Genomic DNA, 23,340 nt, shown 5'->3' with positions numbered 1-23,340 from the left:
TTTTACTTACGGGCCTTACGCATGGCCCGTGCGACAAGGTCGTCGACGTCCATTTCCGCGATCAGCGGCGTCTCGTCCGGTTTGGCCTGCTCGGCCGGTTGCGCGGGCGCGTGTGCTGCCAGACTCAGCAACGCGTCCATGATTCCCAGCTCCTCGAACCGCGCCATCGGCGTCGCGGCCAGTACGCGGCGGATCTCCTCTTCCCGTCCCGCGAATTCGGCCGGGCCGGCGGCGTCGGTGAACAGCTCGGCTGACAGGAACCGGGTCAGCGCGCGTGGCGTGGGGTGGTCGAAGATCAGCGTGGCCTGCAGGCGCTGTTCCACCAGATCCGAGAGCCGGTTACGCAGTTCGACGGCCAGCAGCGAGTCGAAGCCGAGCTCGTTGAACCCCCGATCCGGGTCGACCTGGGTGGCCGATGAATGTCCGATGGTGGCCGCGACCTCGTGCCGGACCACGTCAAGCAGGGCGTTGTCGCGCTGGGCGGCGGGCAGTCCACCCAGTCGTTCGGCCAGACTCGGTCCGCGTGCGGACTCCTGCCGGGCGATCCGGCGGGCAGGGCGGACCAGCCCTCGTAGCAACGGATGGACCGGCGTGCTCGCCGCTTGTTCGCGCAATGCGGCGAAGTCCATCTTCGCCGTGATGAGCACGGGTTCGGTGCTGGCAAGGCCACAGTCGAACAGTTCAAGGCCCTCCTGCGCGGTCAGTGTGGCGACGCCGCCACGACTGATCCGTTTCAGGTCGCCCTCGGTCAGATGCGCGGTCATCTCGCTGCTCTGCTGCCATCCGCCCCACGCCAGTGACGTGGCGGGGAAGCCCTCGGCGTGCCGTCGTTGGGCCAGCGCGTCCAGGAAGGCGTTGGCAGCGGCATAGTTGCCCTGACCAGGGTTGCCGAACGTGCCCGCTGCCGAAGAAAACAGCACGAACGCCGCCAAGTCGAGGTCACGAGTGAGTTCGTCGAGAATGACAGCGGCGTCGGCTTTCGGCTGGAACACCGCGTCAAGCCGGTCCGGTGTCAGCGCGGTGACGATGCCGTCGTCCACCACGCCCGCTGTGTGCACGACCGCCGTCAGCGGGGCGTCTTGCGGTACCTGAGCCAGCAACCTTGCGACCGCGGCACGGTCGGTGATGTCACAGGACACGATCTGAACGTGCGCGTCGAGTTCGGCGAGCTCCGCCGCGCCAGGTGCGTCAATGCCCCTGCGGCTGGCCAAGATCAGGCTCTTGATCTTGTGCTGCTCGACCAAGTGCCTGGCCACCAGCCCGCCAAGGGCCCCGGTGCCGCCTGTGATCAACACGGTACCTGCCGGGTCCAGGCGCACTTCATGATCCGGTGCGGCGCGCACCACACGAGGGATCGACGCCATGCCCGCGTTGACGGCCACCTGCGGTTCCCCGGAAGCCAGCACACCAGGCACCACGGCTGCAGCGTTGTCGATGTCGTCGATGGCCAGCAGCACGAACCGGTCCGGATGTTCCAGCTGCGCCGATCGCACCAGACCCCAGACTCCTGCGGCAGCCGGGTCATCGAGTCGTGGCGTGACCACGACAAGACGGCCATCGGGTGACGCGGCCAGCCAGCCCTGCACCATTTCCAGCGCGCCCACGGCGTCTCGCTGCACAGTCATCGCGCCATCACCGGCCGCCGTCAACTCGTCGACAGTGGACACCACTGTGACCGCGTGAGTCGGCGTGTCCGGCAGCGTGAATTCCGTCCACTCCAAGCGGAACAGGGCGTCGCGCAGCCAGTCGTTCTCTACTGCGAGATCGCCTGGCGACACCGGCCGCACCACAACCGACCCCACACTCGCCACCGGCGTTCCCATGCTGTCAGTCAGCCGTACGCTAACCATGTCCTGCCCAGCCGGTGCCAGGTGTACGCGCAGCGCGGTGGCGCCAGTGGCGTACAGCTGAACGTCCCGCCATGCGAACGGCAGCACGAGCTGCCCTTCCTGGCCCGGACGGAAGGGCGCGGCGTGGAAAGCGGCATCCAGCAACGCCGGATGCAACCCGAACCCTTCGACACCACCGGCTTCCTCGGGAAGAACCACCTCGGCGAAGAGTTCGTCGCCGCGAGTCCACACCGCCCGCAGCCCGCGAAACGCCGGGCCGTAGCCGTATCCCGTTCCCGCCAGACTGTTGTACGCCTGCTCCGCGGCATCCTCGACCGGGACAGCTCCGGCCGGTGGCCATTGCGTCAAATCGAAAGCAGCCGGTTGCAGTCCAGCGACAAGACGGCCTGACACGTGCCGGGTCCACTCGGTCCCGGCGTCGGCGGGGCGTGAATACACGTGCACCGATCGTTGCATCGAGTCGTCGGCAGTTCCCACTTCGACCCGTATCTGCACGGCCGCCTCGTGCGGCAGCACCAGCGGGGCCTCGATCACCAGCTCCGCCAACGATCCGCAGCCGACCTCGTCCCCGGCCCGCAGGGCCAGCTCGATGAAAGCGGTACCCGCCAGCAACACCACTCCCCCGGCCGCGTGATCGCCGAGCCATGGCTGTGTTTTCAGCGACAGCCGCCCGGTGAACAGCATCTGGCCCGAACCTGGGACCTCGGCGATCGCGCCGAGCAACGGGTGGTCCGCCACAGCAAGCCCAAGGCCGTTCGCATCCGCTGTGGACTTTGCCGGGTCCAGCCAGTACGTCTGCCGCTGGAACGCATATGTCGGCAATTCCACCGGCAGGTCGGCGCTCTCACCAAGCAGCCCGGTCCAATCGACCGTCATTCCCCGCGTGTACAACCGCCCGACCGCCAGTATCAAGGCACGGACATCATCAACCTCTTTACGCAACGCCGGAATGAACACGGCGTCCTCCGCGACCTCCGCACCCATCCCGGACAACACACCATCCGGCCCCAGCTCCAAGAACGTCGTCACATCCGCCGCACGCAACGCCGACACGCCATCCGCGAAACGCACTGTCCGCCGAACATGATCAACCCAATACTCCGGCGAGGTCACCAGATCCGGATCCGCGATCCTACCGGTCACATTTGACACCATCGCGATCTTCGGTGACTTGAACTCGAGTTTTTCCAGCACAGCGCGGAACTCGTCCAGCATCGGTTCCATCAGGCTCGAATGGAAGGCGTGCGACACGTTAAGCCGTCGCGTCTTGACACCCTCCGCCGACAACTTCTCCGCCACACCCAACACGACATCCTCAGCCCCGGAGACCACCACCGACTCAGGACCATTCACCGCCGCGACATCCACCCGGTACGACGACACCACCGACTCCGGCGCGGCAACCGACACCATCGCCCCACCCGACGGCAACGCCTGCATCAATCGACCACGCGCTGCCACCAACACCGCCGCGTCCTCAACCGACAACACACCCGCCACACACGCCGCCGTCACCTCACCAATCGAATGACCACCCACAAAATCCGCGACAACACCCCACGACTCCACAAGCCGGAACAACGACAGCTCAACCGCGAACAACCCAGCCTGAGCGAACACCGTCTGATCCACCACATCAGACCCAAAGACAACATCAGCGACTCGCTCATCCACAAAACCAGCCAACTGCGCATCCAGCAAACCGCAAACCTCATCAAAGGCCTTACGGAACACCGGGAACCGCTCATACAACCCACGAGCCATCCCCACCCGCTGACTACCCTGACCAGAAAACAGGATGGCCATGGACCCGTCACTGACCGACCCTGTGGCCGTCGCAGGCGTGGAACTCCTCTGGCTCAACGCTTCCAGTCCGGCAACGGCCTCAGCTCGATCGGCCGCGAGCACCACCGCACGGTCAGCCAACGCTGCTCGCGTCCCCACCAACGACCTCGCGACCTCCACGAGGTCGAGCTGGTGGTGTTCAGCGAGGACAGTGGCCAGCCGCCTGGCTTGATCAGCGAGAGCATTCTTGTCCCGCGCCGAAACCAGCAGCGGCACCAGTTCATTCAGGACACCCGGCTTGTGCTCACCGGTCACCGGTTCCGGAGGCTGCTCCACGATCACGTGTACGTTGGTGCCACTCGCACCGAACGCCGACACACCGGCCCGGCGCGGCCGATCCAGCGAAAGCCAATCCTTGGCCTCGGTCAACAACTCCACCGCACCCGCGGACCAGTCGACCTGCTGTGTCGGCTCGTCGACGTGCAATGTCTTCGGCATCACGCCATTGCGCATCGCCATCACCATCTTGATAACACCCGCAACACCAGCAGCAGCCTGCGTATGACCAATGTTCGACTTCACCGACCCAAGCCACAACGGCAGATCCCGGTCCTGCCCATACGTCGCCAGCAACGCCTGCGCCTCAATCGGATCACCCAGCGTCGTCCCGGTACCGTGCGCCTCCACAACGTCCACGTCGGATGCTGAAAGATCCGCGTCTGCCAGTGCGGAACGAATCACCCGCTGCTGCGACGGACCACTCGGCGCGGTCAGTCCATTAGACGCACCATCCTGATTCACCGCCGAACCCCGGATGACTCCCCAGATCCTGCGCTTGTTGCGGATCGCGTCCGACAACCGCTCAACCACCAGAACGCCCGCACCCTCGGCGAATCCGGTACCGTCGGCAGCGGCACCGAACGCCTTGCACCTTCCATCCGGGGCCAGACCTCGCTGACGGGAGAATCCAACGAACGCGCTCCCTCCAGCCAGCACCGTCACGCCACCCGCGAGCGCCAGCGACGACTCGCCCGACCGAACCGACTGCGCCGCAAGGTGCAAGGCGACGAGCGCGGACGAGCACGCGGTGTCGACAGTGACCGCAGGCCCTTCCAGGCCAAGGAAGTACGACACCCGGCCAGACAGGACGCCGCCGAGGGCCCCTGTCATCAGGAACCCTTCGACACCTTCCGGGACACTCGGACTGCCGATGGCGTAGTCGCTTGCCGTGGCACCGGTGAACACACCGATGTTCTTGCCGCGCAGGCAATCAGGATCGATTCCCGCGCGTTCCAGCGCCTCCCACGAGATCTCCAGCATCAACCGCTGCTGCGGATCCATCGCCAACGCCTCACGCGGCGAGATCCCGAAGAACCCGGCGTCGAAATCCCCCACGTCGTGCAGGAACCCGCCTTCACGGGTGTACGTCGTGCCCGCGTGATCGGGATCGGGATGGTACAGACCCTCCACATCCCAGCCCCGGTTCACCGGGAAGCCCGAGACGGCGTCACCGCCGGACACCACCAACCGCCACAAGTCCTCCGGTGAAGCCACTCCCCCGGGAAACCGGCAGGCCATTCCCACGATCGCGATCGGCTCGGTGCTCTGCAGTTCGGCGATCCGGCCGCGGGCATGATGCAGATCGGCCGTCACCCGCTTGAGGTACCGGACGAGCGTCTCGTTGTCGTGCACCACGTTGTCTGTCACGCGCCTCAGACCTTTCCGAATTCCTCGTCGATGAAGGCGAGAACCTCGGCCGCGGAGGCGGATTCGAGCTTCGTCGTGACGCCTTCGTCCGCATCGGCGCCGACCGGAGCCAGTTTGGCCGCCAGTGCCTTGAGCCTCGCGACGATCCTGCTGCTCTCGATCTGCTCGGCGTCCAGGCCGTCAGCTGCCTGTTCGAGCCGGCGCAGCTCGGCCGATATCGTGTCCTCAGTGGACGTGCTGGACATCTCGTCCCGCAGGTACCGCGCCAGCACAGCGGGCGTCGGGTGGTCGAAGACCAGCGTGCTCGGCAGCCGCAGCCCGGTCTGCTCGGCAAGACGGTTACGCAATTCGACTGCGGTGAGCGACGTGAAACCCGCAGCGACGAAGGCGCGGTGCGGGGGCAGTTCGGCGGCTGACGCCATGCCGAGCGCGGCTGCCGCGGCGGTGCGGACCATGGTGAGCAGGTACTTGTCCTGCTCGTCCTGGGACATGGTCCTGAGCCGTTCGACGATGCTCACCGGGTCCGCGGCAGAGGCCGCCGTCCGCCGGATCTTCACCAGGCCACGCATCAGCACTGGCAAACTGCCCACCGAGGACGCTCGGGCCCGCAGCGTGGCGAAGTCCGTCTTGGCCGCGACCAGGACCGGCTCCGACGCGTGCAGCGCCCGGTCAAGCACCTCCAGGCCCTGTGCCACGCTCAACCCGGCGTGTTCCGTCCGATTGAGACTGTTCTCAGTCCACGGCCCCCACGCCACGGAGACCGCTGGGAGCCCGGCCGCTCGCCGCCGGGCCGCCAGCGCGTCCACGAACGCACTCGCTGCGGCGAGTGTCGCCTGGCCTGGGCTGCCGAACACACCGGCGGCCGATGAGAACAGCACGAACGCCGAGAGGTCCAGATCACGCGTGAGCTCGTCGAGGACGACCGCGGCGTCGGCCTTCGGCCGCAACACGGCCGCCAGCTGGTCTTGCCGCAAGCCTGTGACCACACCGTCGTCCAGGACTCCAGCGGTATGGACGACCGCCGTCACGGGTTCTTGCGTGAGCAGTTCAGCCACAGCGTCACGGTCTGCCACATCGCAGGCCACGATTCGTACTCGTGCCCCCAGATCACCGAGTTCCGCTGCCAGGTCCGCGGCTCCGTGCGCCGACTCACCCTGACGGCTGGCCAGCACAAGGCTCTTCACCTGATGCCGTTCGACCAGATGACGAGCTACAAGACGGCCGAGCGTCCCGGTTCCGCCGGTCACCAGAACGGTGCCACCTGGTTCCAGCGGCGCATACTCGTCCGGCACGGGTGTGACACGAGCGAGCCGAGGAACGCGTATAACGCCTTCGCTCAGTGCGACTTGCGGTTCACCCGAGGCCAAGACGCTCGCTGCCAGTTCTTTCGCGGCCGCGATGTCGTCGGCGGCGAACAGGACGAACCGATCGGGGTGTTCCAGTTGCGCCGACCGCACCAGGCCCCACACGGCGGCGGCCGCGGGATCGCCCAGCTCCGGGGTCACGACGACAAGACGCCGGTCAGCCGGTCCGGAAAGCCAACCCTGGACCATGTCCAAGGCATGGGCGACATCACGTTGAACCGTCAGCGCCGTCGTATCGACGGTGGCTGCTTCCTCCACAGTGGACACGTATGCCGGTGCGCCGCTCGCATCCGGAAGTGTGATCTCCGGCCAGCCGACTCGGAACAAGGTATCGCGCAGCCACTCGGAACCCGTGGCGGTCACTGTTCGCTCCGACTCTGGCCGGAACGTGACCGAACCCAACGAAGCCACAGCGGCGCCTCGTGGATCTACCAGCTGAACGCCCACGACATCAGGTCCACGCGGCACGACGTGCACACGCAGGGCACCGGCACCGGTCGCGAATAACCGAACATCGGCAAAGGAGACGGCCAACATCGGTTCGTCCTCAGGGAACGCGGCCCGCAGCGCGGTATCGAGCAATGCCGGGTGCAACCGGTAACCTTCGGGCTCCCCAGGCAACTCGACCGAGGTGGCCGCCTCGTCGCCTGGCAGCACATCGAAGTCACCACCTGCCTCATCTGTTGCCAGCCGTGCGGTGGCAAGGAGAAGCCATCCGGCTTCTTCCGCGCGCCCGTGGACCGTCGCTTGTCGTTGCCCGGCTTCGTCAGCCGGATCGACCGTGACACGGATCTGTACGGCGCCCTCGGCTGGAAGAACGAGCGGATTCTCCACGCGTAGTTCCACCACCAGGTCGCAGTCCACCTCGTCGCCCGCCCGGCCGACCAGTTCGAGGAGGACCGCGGCAGGCAGTTCAGGGGTTTCCGCCAGCCAGGCGTGATCTCGGCGGCTCAACCGGGACGTGAACACGACCTGGCCCGATCCCGGAACCTCGGTCACCGCTCCCAGCAACGGGTGGTCCACCACCCCGAGTCCCCATCGCGTGGGGTCACCGGATTTCTGGCTGGGCTCCAGCCAGTACCGCTTCCGCTGGAACGCGTACGTGGGCAGCCCGGCGGGCTGCGCCGCACTGCGGCCCACAACTGTCCGCCAGTCCACGTCGAAGCCGTGGACGTACAACTCGGCCAACGACATCAGCAACCGGCGCGGGCCACTCTCGTCACGCCGCAGTGTGCCCGTCACCACGGCCGGGCCCGCGTCGCAGTCCGCCAACACGTCCTGGACATTCGTAGTCAGGATGGGATGCGCACTGACCTCTACGAACGTCCGGTGCCCACTGTCGGCCAAAGCCCGCACCGCCGCGTCGAACTCGACCGTTTGCCGCAGGTTGCGGTACCAGTAGGCGCCGTCCAGCTCGGTGGTCTCCAGTACACCGGCGGTCACTGTCGAATAGAACGACACGGAACCAGCCTGTGGCTTGATACCGATGAGGGCCGAGCGCACCTCGTTCTCGATGCTCTCCATCTGCGCGGTGTGCCCGGCGGCGTTCGCCAGCACCAGCAGTTTCGCTTTGACACTCACGGTTTGGCAGTGTTCGACCAGTTCCCGCAACGCTTCGAGATCACCGGCGACGACGACCGAGGAAGGGCTGTTGACGACTGCGATCTCAATGGCGTTCGGCCAGCCCTTGATGAGTTCCTTCGCCCGGTCGGCACTGGCGAGAATGGAGACCATGCCGCCCTGGCCCGGCTTGCCGCCCGCGATCGCCTTGCTGCGTGCCACCACCACAGCGGCGGCGTCCTGCAACGAAAGGCCACCGGCGACGTATGCCGCAGCCACCTCGCCCTGTGAATGACCGACGACGGCATCGGGAACCACCCCGCTGGCCTGCCACACCGCGGCCAGCGACACCATCGTCGCGAAGAGCACGGGCTGGGCGACGTCGAGTGCCTCCATCGACCGTGCGCCGTCGGCCTGGCGGATCACGTCAAGCAACGACCAGCCGGTCAGCTCGTCAAGAGCAGCGGCGCATTCGTCCATCTTGGACGCGAACACCGGACACGAGTCCAGCAGATCCGCACCCATCCCGGCCCACTGCGCACCTTGACCCGGAAACACGAAAACCGTCCGGCCTGGCGCACTCGGACCCGTCGTGGCAACGACCGACGGCGTGATTTCGGCACGGGCAAGCGCTTCCAGTCCGGCTACCGCCTCGTCGCGGTCCGCCGTGACTACAACGGCACGATCAGACAACGAAGCCCTGGTGTGGACGAGCGACCGGGACACCTCGATAAGATCCGCGGGCTGCGACAGCAGCGACGCCAGCCTGGCGGCCTGTCCAGCCAGCCCTTGCGCTCCTCGCGCTGAGATGACCAGCGGCACAACTGCGTCACCGAACAGTCCGGGTGTCGGTTCACCGGGCTGAGGCGGTTCAGGTGCTTGTTCGACGATGACATGCGCGTTGGTGCCGCTGATGCCGAAGCCGGATATGGCGGCACGGCGCGGGCGATCCACGGCCGTCCATTCGCGGGACTCGGTCAACACTCGCACCGCACCAGCCGACCAATCGACCTGCGGTGTCAGCTCGTCAACATGCAATGTGCGCGGCAGCACGCCGTGCCGCATCGCCATCACCATCTTGATCACGCCGGCCATCCCCGCGGCCGCCTGCCCGTGACCGATGTTCGACTTGATCGACCCGAGCCACAGTGGACGCTCGGGATCCCTTCCCTTGCCGTAGGTCGCCAACACGGCCTGAGCCTCGATCGGATCGCCCAGTGCGGTGCCGGTTCCGTGCGCTTCCACAGCGTCCACATCGGATGCGGTGAGGCGCGCGTTCGCCAGCGCCGCACGGATCACTCGCCGCTGCGATGGTCCGTTCGGTGCGGTCAGGCCGGCTGACGCACCGTCCTGGTTCACCGCCGAGCCGCGCAGCAAACCCCAGACGTGGTGCCCATTGCGCACCGCGTCAGCCAAACGTTCGAGGACAAGAACACCCGCACCTTCGGCCAGTCCTGTGCCGTCGGCGCCTGCCGCGAAGGCCTTGCACCGCGCGTCACTCGACAGTCCCCGTTGCCCGGCCGATCCGATCAGCGTGTACGGCGCTGACATGATCGTCACGCCACCGGCCAGCGACAACGAGCTCTCCCCCGACCGCAGTGACTGTGCGGCCAAGTGCAACGCCACCAACGAGGACGAGCACGCAGTGTCCACAGTGACAGCCGGCCCTTCGAGGCCGAGAACATACGCCACCCGTCCTGAGATGACGCTGCTGAGCGCGCCGGTCATCACATAACCGTCAACGCCGCCGCTCTCGTGCGATTCAGCGTTGTAGTCGCCGCCGCCGGTTCCTGTGAACACACCGACGTCCCTGCCGCGCACCGAGTCCGGCGCGATGCCCGCTCGTTCCAGCGCCTCCCACGAAAGCTCGAGCATCAACCGTTGTTCGGGATCCATCGCGTGCGCCTCACGCGGTGAGATCCCGAAGAAGCCCGCGTCGAAGTCGCCTACGTCGGTGAGGAAGCCGCCTTCACGGGTGTAGCACGTGCCGGGGTGGTCCGGGTCGGGGTCGAACAGCGCGTCCAAATCCCAGCCACGGTCGGCCGGAAACTCGGTGATGGCATCGGTCTCAGCGGCGACCAGCTGCCACAGATCCTCCGGCGAGCCGACGTCACCGGGAAAACGGCACGCCATCCCGACGATCGCGATCGGGTCCGATGCCGCGTCCTCCAGCTGCTTGACCCGGCTCTGCAGCCGCCTGGCGTCGGCGAGAACGCGTTTGAGGTACTCGCGAAGCTGCTGCTCGCTCATCCGCCGTCGCCTTCCTGTGTCACACCGAACTCGCTGTCGATCAGCCGGAACATCTCGTCGTCGGACGCGGACTCGACGTCGAACTCGTCGTGATCGGACGTCTCGGGGCTTTGCGCCCATCGGCCGGCCAGCGTCCGCAGCCGGGTGGTCACGTGGCTGAAAGCCGAGTCCCGCGGCCCGATCGTGGCCAGCGCCGTCTCCAGGCTGTCGAGCTGGCGCATCACCGCTTCCACACCGTCGACCGTGACCCCGAGTTCCCGCTGCAGATATCCGGCGAGCCCCAGCGGCGTCGGGTGGTCGAAGATCAAGGTGGCCGGCAACCGCAACCCGGTCAGGCCGGACAACCGGTTGCGCAGCTCGACTGACGTGAGCGAGTCGAAGCCGACTTCGTGCAGCGCCTTGCCGGGGTCGAGCTGGTCGGCCGACCCGAAGCCGAGGATCGCCGCGGCCTCCCGCCCCACCATGGCGAGCAGGAGCTGTTCCTGTTCAGCCGGGGACACCTGGGACAACCGCGCTGTGAGGTCCTCACCCTTGGCCGCGTTCTGCGCCTTGCGACGGGTCGCGGCGACGAGGCCCCGCATAAGTGGCGGCAGCGATCCCGCCGCGGCCTGGGAGCGCATCGCGGCGAAGTCGAGCTTGGCCGGGATCACCGCGGCGTCGGACGCCCGGAAGGACGCGTCGAACAGGGCCATTCCCTCCGGTACGGACAACCCGATCATGCCGCCACGGGCCAGCCGTTTCTGGTCGACGTCGGTCAGGTGCGCGCTCATGTCCGTTGTCTGTGACCAGAGGCCCCAGCCCAACGACACCGCGGGCAGCCCCGCGGCACGACGGTGCTGGGCCAGCGCGTCGAGGTACGCGTTCGCCGCCGCGTAGTTGCCTTGCCCTGGCGCGGCGAAAGAACCGGCGGCGGACGAGAACACCACGAACGCGGACAGATCGAGTCCGGCGGTGAGCTCGTGCAGGTTGGCCACTGCCCGGACTTTCGGACCGAACACCGCGTCCAGCCGGTCGGGGGTCAGGGCGGTGATCACACCGTCGTCGATCACACCGGCTGTGTGCACCACGGCGGTCAACGGCGGCTCGATCGAACCGATCAGTTTGGCCAGCGCAGCCCGGTCAGCGGCGTCACACGCGACCGTCCGGACTCGGGCCCCGAGCTCGCCGAGTTCGCGCTCCAGTTCGGCGACACCGGCCGTGGCGCGCCCACGACGACCGACCAGGACCAGATCGCGGACGCCGTGGCCGGTGACCAACTGCCGGGCCACCAACTGTCCCAACGATCCCGTCCCGCCGGTCACCAGCACGGCACCGTCCGGATCCAGTGCCTTCGGCAGCACGACGACGTTCTTGCCGATGTGCTTGCCCTGACTGACGTACAGGAAGCATTCGCGTGCCTTGCCGACGTCCCATGCGGATATCGGCGGCAACCTCAGCGCACCCGACTCGAACAAGGCCACCAGATCGGTGAGCATCCGCCTGATCCGTTCGGGATCCATGTCGGCGAGCACGAACGCCTCATACGAGACCCCGGCGTGCTGCTGCCGCACCGCCTCTGGGTCACGGACGTCGATCCGGCCCATCTCCAGGAACCGGCCACCACGCGGCAACAACCGCAGTGACGCGTCCACGAACGGCCCGGTCAGGGAATTCAGCACCACATCGACGCCGCGACCGTTCGTGGCAGCCAGGAACTGCTGTTCGAAATCCAGTGCACGAGAGTTCGCGATCCGGTCCGCGGCAACGCCTTCAGCCTGTAGGAATTCCCATTTCCCTTGGCTGGCTGTCGCATACACCTCAGCCCCGAAATGCCGCGCCAACTGCAGCGCGGCCAGTCCCACACCACCGGCCGCCGCGTGCACGAGCACCGACTCACCTGGCTGCAGTGCGGCGAGATCGTGCAATGCGTAGTACGCGGTCAGGAACGTTGTCGGGACCGAAGCGGCTTGCTCGAACGACCAGCCACAGGGAATTCGCACCACAGTCCGGAAGTCCGACACCGCGCTCGAGCCGATCGCACCGGGGAACACGCCCATCACGTGGTCACCGACTGCCAGACCCGGCACGTCCGGGCCGACCTCGGAAATCACCCCGGCGCCCTCGTTGCCCAGCAGGATCCCGGGATCCGGGTACATCCCGAGCCCGATCATCACGTCCCGGAAGTTGAGGCCCGCCGCCCGTACCTGGATCCGGACCTGCCCCGCCGCGAGGGGTTCGACGTCAGCGGGCACCAGTGACATCCCGTCCAGCGTCCGGTCGGCACCGGCCACCAGCCGCCACATATGCGCGTCGGGTGGGATCGCCAGTTCGGTCCGTGAGCCCACACGCGCCAGCCGACGCGCGTACCAGACGCCCTCTCGCAGAGCCAACTCCGGCTCGTCGGCACACCACACCGACGGATCGGTGTCGTTGTCAGTGTCCAGCAGCACGATTCGGTCTGGGTTCTCAGCCTGAGCGGATCGCACCAGGCCTCGGACCGCCGCACCAGCCGGGTCGGTGAGTTCGGAACCGTGGTGTACAGCGACCGCGCCACGGGTCACCACAAGCAACTTGCTGTCCTGCAATGCCGTCTCTGTCAGCCAGGTCTGCAGGATCTGCAGCATCCGTACTGTCACCGATCCGACTACATCGGGGTCAGTGCGGTCGTCGGAGCGGTCGTGCTCAATGTCCACACGCACCACGTCGGGTACGGTCGACGCCTTGGCCAGGATCAGTACGTCCTCGGCGGTCACCACACGCTCCGCAGTGACCTCAGTGGGTGCTGAGGCCAACCGGTCCCAGCTGACGCGGAAGAAGTCGTCCAGCGATGTCGTGCTCGCCGGCCGGGTGGCCATCCGCCTGGACGTCAACGCTCCGACTGTCGCGACCGGAATGCCTTGCGGGTCGGCGATTCGCAGGCTGACCGTGTCGTCACCCGCGGGCGAGATGTGGACGCGCACGGACGTGGCGCCGGAGGCAAACAAGCGGACGTCGTTCCACGCGAAGGGCAGGACGAGCTCGTCCCTCGTCGCACCGAAGACTCCAGCGTGCAGACACGCGTCGAACAGCGCCGGGTGGAACCCGTATCCGACGGCCTTGCCCGCGTCCTCGGGCAGGACAACCTCGGCGAAGGTCTCGTCGCCGCGTCGCCATACCGCACGCAGGCCTTGGAAAGCGGGTCCGTAGCCGTATCCGGTGTCTGTGAGGCCCTCGTATGCGCGCGCCGCGGCATCGTCGATCGAAACGGCGCCGTCGGGCGGCCACTGCCGTAGGTCGAAGTCCGCCGGTGCGGCCTCCGCTGTCAACCGGCCGGACGCGTGTCGGATCCATTCCGCTTCGACGTCCTCGGCGCGGGAGTGCACCTGAACTGTCCGTTGACCGGAATCCTCGGCCGGACCGACACTCACCCTGAGCTGGACGCCACCTTCGGCAGGCACGATGAGCGGGTTCTCGAGCACCAACTCGCTCAACGCCGGGTAGTTCACCTCATCCCCCGCGCGCACAGCCAACTCGACGAACACGGTCGCCGGAACCAGAACGTCGCCCGCGGCGGCGTGATCGGCGAGCCACGGGTGCGACCACAACGACAGCCGGGAGGAGAACAGCACCTGGTCGGCACCAGGGATCTCGGTCACCGCGTCCAGCATCGGATGGTCGACAGCGCCCAGTCCGATACCTGCCGGATCGTTCGCCCCGGTCCCGGTCTCCAGCCAGTAACGCTGGCGTTGGAACGCGTACGTCGGCAGATCCACCGGCCATCCAGGGCCTTCGCCGACGACGGCTCGCCAGTCCACGGCGACCCCGTGCACATGGGCCACGGCCAACGAGTTGAGGAACCGGCGGACGCAGTTCTCGTCACGGCGCAACGTCCCCGTCACCACGACCGCGCTCTTCGTGGCTTGCGCGAGGGTTTCCTCGATTCCCGGCACCAGCACCGGGTGCGGGCTGACTTCCACGAACGCCCGGTGCCCCGCCTTAGCCAGTTCCCGGACAGTCGCGTCGAATTCCACGCTCAGCCGCAGGTTGCGGTACCAGTACTCCGCATCCAGGCCAGTGGGGTCGAACAGGCCACCGGTGACCGTCGAATAGAACGGTACGGAGCCCGCAACCGGCTTGATGGATGCGAGCGCGGTCAGCAGTTCTGCTTCGATGCCCTCGACAAAGGACGAGTGGGACGCGTAGTCGACCGGCACCTGCCGCGTGCGCACGTCCAGATCCGCGCACCGCTGGATCAGCGCCTGTACCGCTTCCGGCGCACCGGACACCACGACCGACGACGGGCCGTTGACCGCGGCCACGCCGAGTCCGTCTTCGAGCAGTTCTCTGACCCGGTCGACACTCGCCGCCACTGACACCATCGCGCCGCGGCCGGACAGGCTCGCGGCAATCGCCAGGCTGCGCTTCACCACGATCGTCGCGCCGTCCTGAAGGGACAATGCGCCCGCCACGACCGCGGCGGCGACCTCGCCTTGGGAATGGCCGACCACGGCGTCCGGGGTCACGCCACAGGCCTGCCACACAGCGGCCAGCGACACCATGACCGCGAACGAGACCGGCTGCACCACATCGACGTCGCCCAATGATCGCGCGCCCTCGGCCTGCCGGATCACGTCAAGCAAGGACCAGCCGGTCAGCTCGTCGAGAACAGCCGCGCACTCGTCCATCTTGGACGCGAACACCGGACACGAGTCCAGCAGATCCGCACCCATCCCGGCCCACTGCGCACCCTGGCCCGGAAACACGAAAACCGTCCGGCCCTGCACAAGACTGCCCGCCGCGGTCACGACGTCCCCTGCGGGAACCTTGTCCGCCACGGCGGCCAACCCAACGAGGGCAGCCTCCCGCTCATCGGCGACAACAACGGCACGGTCCGGCAGCACACTTCGCGTGGCAACAAGAGACCGACTCACGTCGACCAGCCGGTCATCACGCTGAGACCACCACGAACGCAACTTCTCCGCCTGGCCCGCCAGGCCGTCCTGGCCGCGTGCGGACACCAACAGCGGCACCAGTCCCGTGCCGAAAACACCAGGCTGCTCTGGCCGCGACAGCTGCTGCGGCGCTTGCTCAAGCACAACGTGCGAGTTGGTGCCACTGACACCGAAGGACGACACCGCGGCCCGCCGGGGACGGTCGAGCGCGGGCCACTGCCTCGCCTCGGTCAGCAGTTCCACCGCGCCCGCCGACCAGTCCACCTGCGGTGTGGGTTCGTTGATGTGCAAGGTACGCGGCAGAACTCCGTGCCGCATCGCCATCACCATCTTGATCACACCGGCGACCCCGGCCGCTGCCTGGGTGTGGCCGATGTTCGACTTCAGCGACCCCAGCCACAGCGGCCGGTCCCGGTCCTGGCCGTACGTGGCCAGCAACGCCTGCGCCTCAATGGGATCACCCAACGGTGTGCCCGTGCCGTGCGCTTCCACCACGTCGATGTCACCGGCCGACAGGCCCGCGTTCGCCAGCGCACGCCGGATCACCCTGCGCTGTGAGGGACCGTTCGGGGCGGTCAGGCCGTTGGACGCGCCGTCCTGGTTCACCGCCGAACCCCGGATCACCGCGAGCACTTTATGTCCATTTCGGACAGCATCGGTCAGCCGCTCCACGACCACGACACCGGCACCTTCGGCCCATGCTGTGCCGTCCGCCGACGCCGCGAACGCCTTGCAGCGGCCGTCCGGTGCGAGCCCACGCTGACGAGAGAAGTCGACGAAGACATCCGGCGCGGCCATCACCGTCACACCACCGGCCAAAGCCAGCGAGGACTCCCGGGTCCGCAGCGACTGGATCGCCCAGTGCAGCGTGACCAGTGACGAGGAGCACGCGGTGTCCACTGTGACCGCAGGGCCTTCCAGGCCGAACAAGTAAGAGACCCGGCCGGACAGCACGCTGCCGGCACCACCGGTCATCAAATAGCCCTCGACGCCTTGCGGCGCGCCGCCGAACTCGTCGGTGTTGCCCTTCGCGTAATCGTGGTACATGTACCCGGTGAACACGCCGACTTCCTTACCCCGCAACGACGCGGGGTCGATACCGGCCCGTTCCAGCGCCTCCCAGGATATTTCCAGCATCAGCCGCTGCTGCGGGTCCATCGCCAACGCCTCACGCGGCGAGATCCCGAAGAAAGCCGGGTCGAACTCGTCCGCGTCGTGCAGGAACCCGCTTTCGCTCGCGTAACTCGTGCCCGCGTGGTCAGGGTCAGGATGGAAGAGGTTCTCCAGATCCCATCCCCGGTTCTCCGGAAAGCCTGTGACGCCATCGGTTCCGGACGCCACGAGGTCCCACAACCCTTCGGGCGAGGTCACCCCGCCGGGGAACCGGCACGCCATCCCGACGATCGCGATCGGCTCGGAGACAGCAGCCACGACCTGGTCGTACTGCTGTTGCAAACGCGCGTTCTCCTTCAGCGAAGCCCGTAACGCGTCGACAAGCTGGCCGTTCTGCACATCCGTCATCGGGTTCGTCCGCTCCTCCGTCAAGACTGGCCACCACCCAGCGCCCGCTGCACGAGACCGGCGACATCCATCTCGTCGATCAAGTCGAGCTCCCCACTGTCCGCCACGGCCGCTCCCGGCCTGGCCAACGCCAGCAACGTGTCCAGCACGCCGACCTCGCGCAGCCTGCTGATCGGGATGCCCGCCAGCAGCGTGCGGATCTCCTGTTCTTCGGCATCCGGTTCGTCGGCGGGTTCGCCTGCCACCTCGTCACGAAGGTGACCGGCCAGTGCGGCGGGCGTCGGATAGTCGAAGATCAACGTGGCCGGCAGCCGCAACCCGGTCAGCGCCGACAGCCGGTTGCGCAGTTCCACCGAGGTCAGGGAATCGAAGCCGACGTCGTGCAACGCGCGGTCCGGTTCCATCTCCTCAGCCGAGGAGAACCCGAGAATGATCGCGGCCTCGTGCCGGACCAAGTCGAGCAGGAATTCTCGCTGCTCTTGCAGTGACATCGCGGAAAGCCGGCCGGACAGGCTGTCGGCGCTCACCGAGTCGCTCTGTGCCGTACGCCGTCCCGGGGTGACCAGGCCGCGTAGCAACGCGGGCAGCGCCCCGTCGCGAGCTTGGGTCCGCAGCGCCGCGAAGTCCAGTTTGGCCGGAACCACTACGGCGTCCGGTGCCCCCAGGGCGATGTCGAGCAGCCTAAGGCCCTCTGCACTGGTCAGACCGGCCATTCCGCCACGTGCCAGCCGTTTCTGGTCGGTGTCGCTCAGGTGCTCGCTGATGTGCGTGGTCTGCGACCACAGTCCCCAGCCGAGCGAGACAGCCTGCCGTCCGCGTGACCGGCGGTGCTGCGCCAGCGCGTCCAGGAACGCGTTCGCCGCCGCGTAGTTGCCTTGGCCTGGCGCGTCGAAGGAACCGGCGGCCGACGAGAACACCGCGAACACGGCCAGATCCAGATCGCCGGTCAACTCGTCCAGCACCTGTGCGGCATCAACCTTGGGTCGCAAGACCAAGTCCAGGCGCTCACGGGTCAAACCGGTGATCACGCCGTCATCGATCACGCCTGCCGTGTGCACCACACCGGTCAGCGGCGGGTCGATCGACGCGAGCACTCCGGCCATGGCATCCCGGTCAGCCACGTCACACGCGACTGTCCGCACCTTTGCACCGAGCTGTTCGAGTTCGGCCTCCAACTCCGGGACGCCTTCGGCTGCGCGCCCACGGCGGCTCACCAGCACCAGGTTGCGCACGGCATGGTCGGTGACCAGTCTCCTGGCCACTATCCTGCCGAGCGATCCGGTACCACCGGTCACCAGCACAGTGCCTTCCGGATCCAGCGCCCTCGGCAGTACCAGCACGTTCTTGCCGACGTGCTTGCCCTGGCTCATGTATCGGAACGCCGCAGGCGCGTGCCGGATGTCCCACGTGGACATGGGCGGCAATGTCAGCGCGCCCTGTTCGAACAGGGTCACCAGTTCGGCCAGCATCTGCTTGATCCGGTCGGGATCGACCTCGGGCAGGACGAACGGGTGATACGTGACGCCACGGTGCCGCCGCGCGATCTCGTTGGCATCACGAAGATCGACGGTGCCCATCTCCACGAACCGGCCGCCCCGCGGCAGCAGTCGCAGCGACGCGTCCACGAACTCCCCGGTCAGGGAATTGACCACCACATCGACGCCACGTCCGTCGGTCGAGGCGAGGAACTGCTGCTCGAAATCCGTGGTCCGTGAGCTGGCAATGCGCGTGCCGTCGACCTGGACGGCCTGCCATTTGGCGGGACTCGCGGTCGCGTACACCTCGGCCCCGAAATGCCGGGCCAACTGCACCGCCGCCGTTCCCACGCCACCAGCCGCGGCATGCACGAGCACTGACTCGCCAGGTCGCACGCGGGCCAAGTCGTGCAACGCGTAGTAGGCGGTGAGGAACGCCATCGGGACCGACGCGGCCTCTTCGAACGTCCAACCGCACGGAATCCGCACCACTGTACGGACATCCGACACCGCGATCGAGCCTGCGGCACCGGTGAACATACCCATCACCCGGTCGCCGACGACCACATCGGACACTCCCGGGCCTACTTCGGACACCACACCGGCGCCTTCGTTGCCGAGTACCGCCGCGCCGGGATACATCCCCAGCCCGATCATGATGTCGCGCAGGTACAGTCCCGCCGCGCGGACATCGATCCGGATCTGGCCAGGGGCGAGAGGAACGGTGACATCGGGCGCGGCGGTCAACGCCATGTTCTCCAATGTCCCGTCCGTGCTGGGCGTGAGCCGCCACGCCGGCACGTCCGCGGGAACGGCCAGCGCACTCCGGGAAGACAGCCTTGCCAGCCTGCGTGCGTACCAGACTCCTTCCCGCACAGCCAATTGCGGCTCGTCACTGGCCAGCACGGATGCCAGTTCGGCATCGTCGTCGATGTCGACCAGCAGTATTCGGCCGGGGTTCTCGGCCTGTGCCGATCGCACCAGACCGCATACCGCGGCAGCGGCCAGGTCGGTGAGCTCGACCGCGTGCCGGACCGCGACCGCACCGCGAGTCACCACCACCAGTCGGCTGTCCTGCAACGCCGATTCGGCCAGCCAAGCCTGCACGACCGTCAGCACCGACGCCAGCAACCCGTGCACGTCTTGCCCGCCAACAGCTTCCAGCAGCAGCACGTTCGGTGCGTTCTGCGCCGACGCGAGGGCGCGTACGTCCTCAGCGGTCGAGACCCGCGCCGAGTCCAGCCTGGCGTCCGCTGGTTTGATCGATGTCGGTTCCCAGGTCACGTGGAACATGTGGGAGGCCGGTTCGGCTGTCCCGGCAAGCTCATCCGCGATCGGGCGCGCCACCACCGAACCCACACTCGCGACGGGCTTGCCTTGCATGTCGGCGACCTTCAGCCGCGCCGTGTCGCCTTGGATGTCCAGCTGTACCCGGACAGCGGTCGCGCCGGTGGCGTGGATCCGGACGTCGTTCCACGCGAACGGCAGGATCAGCGCCCGGTCCTCATCGCTGAGATCCATCCGGAAGTACCCGGCGTGGAATGCGGCGTCCAGCAGCGCCGGGTGCAGTCCGAAGCCATCGGCTCCGCCCGCTTGCTCCGGCAGGGCCACCTCGGCGAACAATTCCTCGCCCCGGGTCCACACCGCGCGAACGCCCTGAAACGACGGCCCGTAGCCGTACCCTGTGTGTGCCAGACCTTCGTAGACCTGTGCGACGGCGTCCGGCACCTCGGTCGCGCCCGGGGGCGGCCAGGCCTCCAGGTCGAACTCCGCGTCACCGGTTTCCGGTGCCACGCGGGCAGTCGCGTGCCGGACCCAGCCCGTACCTGGCTCGGCGTCCTCCGGCCGGGCGTGGATCTGCACCTGGCGGTGCCCGGCCTCGTCGGCCGCGCCGACACCGACCTGGACCTGCACACCGCGCTGATCGGGCAGCACCAGTGGGTTCTCGATGACCAGTTCGGCCAGCAGGCCGCAGCCGACCTGGTCGGCTGCCCGGACCGCGAGCTCGACGAAGGCCGATCCCGGCACCAGGATCGCCCCCGCGGCACCGTGATCAGCCAGCCACGGATGTGACGACCGAGACCATCGGGACGTGAACAGAACCTGATCCGTCGCGGGGACTTCCGTCACCGCGCCGAGCATCGGGTGGTCTGTCTCGGTCAACCCCAGCTCTGCCGGAGCCCCGGTGGAACTGCCGGATACGAGCCAATACCTGTTGTGCTGGAACGCGTATGTCGGCAACTCCACCGGCCACCGCGCGCTTTCGCCGAGAATCGCGGACCAGTCCACATTCACGCCACGCACATGCAACTGCGCCACAGCGGCGACGAGCGACCGTGTCTCATCGCCGTCGCGCCGCAACGCCGGAATGAACGCGGCGTCCTCAACGCACTCCGCGCCCATCCCGGACAACACACCGTCCGGGCCAAGCTCCAGGAACGTCGTCACATCCGTGGCACGCAACGATGCAACCGCATCCCCAAAACGCACTGTCCGCCGGACCTGATCAACCCAATAATCCGGCGAGGCCATCAGTTCCGGATCGGCGATCGCACCAGACACAGTGGACACCATCGCGATCCGCGGCGACTTGAAGTCCAACTTGTCCAGCACAGCGCGGAACTCGTCCAGCATCGGCTCCATCAACCGGGAATGAAACGCGTGCGACACGTTCAGCCGCCGGGTCTTGAACCCCTGCCCTGACAACTCCTCCGCCATACCCATCACGGCATCCTCAGTCCCGGAGATCACTACCGACTCAGGACCATTGACAGCCGCGACATCCACCCGGTACGACGACAGGGCCGACTCCGGCGCCGCTACCGACACCATCACCCCACCTTGCGGCAGGGCTTGCATCAACCGGCCGCGTGCTGCCACCAGCACCGCCGCGTCCTCAACCGACAACACACCCGCCACACACGCCGCGGTCACTTCACCAATCGAATGCCCGCCAACATAATCCGCGCCGACACCCCATGACTCGACAAGCCGGAACAACGACAACTCCACGGCGAACAACCCAGCCTGAGCGAACACCGTCTGATCCAGCACATCAGACCCGAACACAACATCCGCAACCCGCTGATCCACAAACCCGGCCAACTGGGCATCCAACAACCCACAAACCTCATCAAAAGCTTTCTGAAAAACAGGGAACCGCTCATACAACCCACGAGCCATCCCCACCCGCTGACTGCCCTGACCAGAAAACAGGATGGCGAACTGGTTGTCCTGGACGGCTTCGCCAACCACGACACCGGTCGCGGATGTGCGCTGCGCCAACGCCGCCAAGCCCGCCATGGCTTCTTCGCGGTCCGCGGCGAGGACCACCGCACGATCACTCAGAGCCCCGCGCGTGCCCGCCAACGAACGCGCGATCTCCAGTACGTCCAAGTCCGGCCGTTGAGCCAGAAATGCCTCGAGACTCCGCGCTTGAGCAGCCAAACCCGTCTGACCACGTGCCGAGAGCAACAGCGGCACGAGGGTGCGGTCCAACGCCCCGGGCTTGTCGTCGGTGCGTGGTGGTGCCTGCTGCGGTGCTTGTTCAAGGATCACGTGGGCATTCGTGCCGCTGACCCCGAACCCGGAGACGGCTGCCCGGCGTGGGCGGTCCAGCGAAGGCCAATCCTTGGTCTCGGTCAACAACTCCACCGCACCCGTCGACCAGTCCACTTGCGGCGTGGGCTCATCCACGTGCAACGTCTGCGGCAGCACACCATGCCGCATCGCCATCACCATCTTGATCACGCCGCCGACCCCGGCAGCCGCTTGGGCGTGGCCGATGTTGGACTTCAGCGATCCCAGTGCCAACGGGCAGTCCCGGTTCTGCCCGTACGTCGCCAGCAACGCCTGCGCCTCAATCGGATCACCAAGCGTGGTCCCGGTACCGTGCGCCTCGACAGCGTCCACCTCGGACGGCAAAAGATCCGCGTTGGCCAGCGCCTGCCGAATGACCCGCTGCTGCGACGGGCCGTTCGGCGCGGTCAGCCCGTTCGACGCGCCATCCTGATTCACCGCCGAACCCCGGACCACAGCCCAGATCCGGTGCTTGTTGCGGATCGCGTCCGACAACCGCTCCAGCACGAGCACGCCGACGCCTTCGCCGAATCCGGTGCCGTCGGCTGCTGAGGCGAACGACTTGCACCGCCCGTCCGCCGCGAGCCCACGTTGCCGGGAGAACGCGATCAGGCAACTCGGCGTGGCCATCACGGTCACGCCACCGGCCAGTGCGAGCGAGGACTCACCGGACCGCAGGGACTGCGCCGCGAGGTGCAACGCCACCAGCGAGGACGAACACGCCGTGTCCAGCGTGACCGCGGGCCCTTCCAGGCCGAGCAGGTACGAGACCCGTCCGGACAGCACACTTCCCGCACCACCGGTCAGGATGAAGCCCTCGATGCCGTCAGGAGGTTGCTGCAAGTCGGTGCCGTAGTCGTGGAACGCCAGGCCGGAGAAGACACCGACGGGCGCGCCACGCAAGGACGCTGGGTCGATGCCCGCACGTTCCAGCGCCTCCCACGAGATCTCCAGCATCAACCGCTGCTGCGGATCCATCGCCAACGCCTCACGCGGCGAAACCCCGAAGAACCCGGCGTCGAACGCGTCCGCGTCGTGCAGGAACCCGCTTTCCCTCGCGTAGCACGTGCCGGGGTGATCCGGGTCCGGGTGGTAAAGATCCTCCAGGTCCCAACCCCGGTTGGCCGGAAAGGGGGTGGTGGCGTCGGTCCCTGAGGCGACGAGGTCCCACAGATCCTCAGGAGAGGACACCCCACCGGGGAACCGGCACGCCATTCCGACGATCGCGATCGGCTCGCGACCAGCGGCCACCACCTGGTCGTACTCGTGCTTCAGCCGCGTGTTCTCCTTCAACGAGGCACGCAACGCGTCCACCAGTTGCTGGTTCTGCACTTCAGCC

General features: G+C 67.2%; 3 protein-coding genes and 1 pseudogene. All 4 read right to left on the bottom strand.

Annotated features, from left to right (window positions below):
- Positions 1-2 precede the first annotated feature (2 nt).
- Positions 3-5,342, bottom strand: coding sequence for a type I polyketide synthase (locus B9C43_RS36545; protein ID WP_200825859.1), 5,340 nt, complete (start codon positions 5,340-5,342; stop codon positions 3-5).
- 5 nt (positions 5,343-5,347) lie between these two features.
- Positions 5,348-10,477: pseudogene (locus B9C43_RS36540) on the bottom strand (SDR family NAD(P)-dependent oxidoreductase); the annotation flags it as partial.
- 35 nt (positions 10,478-10,512) lie between these two features.
- Positions 10,513-16,938 (bottom strand): SDR family NAD(P)-dependent oxidoreductase, encoded by a 6,426-nt coding sequence (locus tag B9C43_RS36535; RefSeq protein WP_407657150.1) that lies wholly within the window; start codon positions 16,936-16,938, stop codon positions 10,513-10,515.
- 29 nt (positions 16,939-16,967) lie between these two features.
- The gene (locus B9C43_RS36530; RefSeq protein WP_407657148.1) at positions 16,968-23,333 is read right to left on the bottom strand and encodes a type I polyketide synthase; all 6,366 of its coding nucleotides are present in this window, start codon (positions 23,331-23,333) and stop codon (positions 16,968-16,970) included.
- Positions 23,334-23,340 lie beyond the last annotated feature (7 nt).

This window comes from Kibdelosporangium aridum, from assembly GCF_900176515.1.
In the GTDB taxonomy this organism is placed as follows: domain Bacteria; phylum Actinomycetota; class Actinomycetes; order Mycobacteriales; family Pseudonocardiaceae; genus Kibdelosporangium; species Kibdelosporangium aridum.
Note: the sequence above shows the minus strand (reverse complement) of the source record. Positions and strands in the feature narration are given on the sequence as shown.